The sequence below is a fragment of the Syntrophorhabdus sp. genome, assembly GCA_012719415.1.
Taxonomy (GTDB): Bacteria; Desulfobacterota; Syntrophorhabdia; order Syntrophorhabdales; family Syntrophorhabdaceae; genus Delta-02.
Window position 1 is genome coordinate 1 of the sequence record JAAYAK010000211.1, and the last position, 3,349, is coordinate 3,349.

The 3,349-nt window shown below is 59.3% G+C and carries 2 protein-coding genes; one reads left to right on the plus strand and one right to left on the minus strand.

Translation table 11 applies throughout. The annotated features are described in order from the left end of the window. Nucleotides 1–236: 236 nt before the first annotated feature. Nucleotides 237–2,918 (plus strand): PAS domain S-box protein, encoded by a 2,682-nt coding sequence (locus GXX82_12655; protein ID NLT23888.1) that lies wholly within the window; start codon nucleotides 237–239, stop codon nucleotides 2,916–2,918. Nucleotides 2,919–2,974: 56 nt separating this feature from the next. On the opposite strand, the gene GXX82_12660 is transcribed toward GXX82_12655, so the two are convergent. After that, on the minus strand, nucleotides 2,975–3,349 hold a 375-nt coding region (locus tag GXX82_12660; protein ID NLT23889.1), incomplete at its 5' end, for an autotransporter outer membrane beta-barrel domain-containing protein.

Genomic DNA, 3,349 nt, shown 5'->3' on the forward strand with positions numbered 1-3,349 from the left:
CTCATCTTCGTGGAGCATTGGAACAGGTAAGCAGTGAAAGGATGGGCATATGGACGTAAGGACGGTAACCTGTGTTTATCTCTCCCTCCACGGCTACGACGGGGAGGATCGGTGAGAGCACAGCGGCGAAGTGGTATCTTTCTTAAGTTCGTCAGGCAATTGACGATACCCTGAAGGGGGCAAAGCGCCGGCCGTCGCGGCGGTTCGCGCCACACCGGAGAAGAGAAGGACGTTGAATGGACATACGCGTTCGCCTGATCCATGCGATCCACATCGTGCTGCTGCTTCTGCTCATGGCGGTACCGGTACACGCGCTATCACCTCAGGGCAGGAATCAGGTTCTCATCATCCATTCCTATCATTCAGGTCTCACCTGGACCGATGCCGTCACGAGCGGTATCCGGGATGCCTTGTCCCGGAGCGACTCCGATATCCAGATAAGCGCCGAGTACCTGGATGCCCGGCGTTATCCGAAGTCTGAACTCTCCCGGAGAATTCGGGAACTGCTTCTCGCGAAACTGGAGGGGACGATTCCGGACCTGGTAATTGCATCGGACAACAACGCCCTCGACCTCGTTCTGGAACAGCGAGACCGTCTCTTTCCGGGCATACCCGTGGTCTTTTGCGGCATCAACGATTTCAACCCGTCGATGGTCTCGAAACATCGGGGGATCACCGGCGTCGCCGAGGATCTCTCGGTCATCGAGACGGTGAAGCTTGTGCTCCACCTGCATCCCGAGACCAGGGAGATCGTTGTTATCGGGCGGACTTCTGTGGCGGCGGACAAGCATAACCGGGATAGCTTCGTCGCCGCGATGCCCGGAATACCCTCCCATCTGAAGGTCTCTTTCTGGGATGACGTGCCGGGCCCCGAACTGAGGACACGATTGGAGAGGCTTCAGAGCGGCTCCGTCGTTTTCATCAACGGGCTGATAACGGACCCGACAGGCCGTCAGATGATGTATGGAGAGACCACGAAATGGGTCTCCCGGTACAGCGGCGTTCCAGCCTATTCACTCTGGGACGTCTATCTTGGACATGGTATTGTGGGAGGCAAGCTCGTGAGCGGTTACCGGCAGGGGCAGGTGGCCGGGCAACTGGCGCTGCGGGTCCTCGGTGGTGAGAGTGCCGACCGTATTCCCGTTGTCGGGGGCCTCGATGCCAACCGCTACATGTTCGATCACCGTGAGCTTGAGCGGTTCGACATTCCTTTGTCGAGACTCCCGCGGGACAGCGTCGTCGTCAATCGCCCCGATTCGTTCTACGACAGGTACAAGGGCCTTGTCTGGGCAACCGTCTCCGTCGTGTCGGCGCTGGGTTTCCTGGTCGTCCTTCTCAGTATTGCCATCGTCCGTCAGCACAGGACCGAGCGGGCGCTGAAACTGAGCGAGGAGTTCCTCTCTTCGATCATAGAGAACATACCGAACATGATCTTCATCAAAGATGCCCGGGACCTGAGATTTGTCCGATTCAACAAGGCCGGCGAGAAGTTGCTGGGATACCGGAGGGAAGATCTCATCGGTAAGACCGACCATGATATCTTCCCCGGGGAGCAGGCGGACTTCTTTACAGGAAAGGACAGGGAAATGCTGGAAAGCGGCCGGATGTTCGACATACCCGAGGAGGCCATAGACACGAGCACGGGAAGACGGATACTCCACACGCAGAAGATACCGATCATGGGCAGGGATGGGAAACCGGTTTATCTCCTCGGGATATCGGAGGACATCACGGAGCTCAAACGGGCGGAGGAGGAGCGGGAGAAGCTCCGGGAGCAGCTCGGTCAGGCCCAGAAGCTGGAATCCGTAGGCCGCCTGGCGGGTGGTGTGGCACACGACTTCAACAACATGCTGACCGCGATCCTCGGCCATGCCGAACTGGCAATGAGGATGTGTGTTCCATCTGAGCCGATCCATGGCAGCCTCAACGTCATCAAGGAATCTGCCCTCCGCTCCGCCGATCTCGTCAGGCAGCTGTTGGCCTTCGCGCGCAAACAGACCGTGGCGCCCAGGGTCATCTGCGTGAACGATACCGTGGCGAGCATGCTCAACATGCTGCAGCGGTTGATGGGCGAGAACATCGAAGTTGCCTGGGTGCCCGCGACAGATCTGTGGCCCGTCAGGATCGACCCCTCTCAGCTCGACCAACTCCTGGCGAACCTCTGCGTCAACGCCCGCGATGCCATCCCCGGAGTGGGCAGAATCACCATCGAGACCGGGACTGCGGTCTTTGATGAGACCCATTGTGCTCTCGATCCCGGTTTTGTCCCCGGAGAATACGTCATGCTGGCAGTGAGCGATGACGGTGACGGGATGGACAGGAACATTCTTGATCACATCTTCGAGCCCTTCTTCACCACCAAAGAGCCGGGGAAGGGTACCGGTCTCGGCCTGGCCACGGTCTATGGCATTGTCAAGCAGAACGGCGGGTTTATCAATGTCTACAGCGAACGGGGGAAGGGTTCGACGTTCAGGATCTATCTGCCCCGCTTTGCAGGGCAAGCGATCGAGCCGGCGGCCGAGAACCGCGTGGAGGTCCCGAAGGGCCGGGGGGAGACGATTCTTCTGGTGGAGGACGAGCCGACGATCCTGAGCGTGGGCCGGGAAATGCTGGAATCCCTGGGCTACAAGGTGCTCGCCGCCGGGACACCGGGCGAGGCGCTTGATCAGGTCAGGACCTACACCGGGGAGATACACCTTGTGCTCACCGACGTGGTGATGCCGGAGATGAACGGACGAGAACTGGCGGAACTTCTCCGCGGCGTCAGGCCCGGACTCGGGTGCCTGTTCGCGTCCGGCTACACGGCCGACATCATCGCCCGCCAGGGAGAGCTCGACGAAGGTGTTGTCTTCATCCAGAAACCGTTCTCGATCCAGGACCTCGCCGCCAAGGTGCGCGAGGCATTGGAGCGGGAATAGGTATCACCGACAGATATTCGCGAAGAAATGGACACATGGAAGGGGCGTACCGGCGGCTAGAAGGAGAGTCTGGCGATGCCCTTGATGCCGTGCGCGACATACTTGTCCGTGGTTATCTGGGCGTTGTACCTCAGGTGAAATGACGCGCCGTTCATCAGGAACATCGAGACACCTGCGCCGCAGAGGAAGAAGTTCCTGTCAGGCGATTGGGTCTCGATGCTGAAGGGTGAACTGCCTTGTGCGAGGCGTGACGTGATGCTCTGGCCGCCTCTTAAGAACTCGTGGCCGTAGGATGCATGGATGGTGGGCATCACGGAGGACTTGCCCGTGTTCCATGTGTAATAGAGCCTTCCCCCGATGTAGCCCTGGAGGGACTCGGTGTCCTGTCTGTCCACATTGAGGTTCAAGGCGCCCGCCCCCGATTCCGTGTA

Excerpts from the sequence above, each read along its gene's own strand:
- GXX82_12655 (NLT23888.1), top strand. The coding sequence starts at position 237 with ATGGACATACGCGTTCGCCTGATCCATGCGATCCACATCGTGCTGCTG.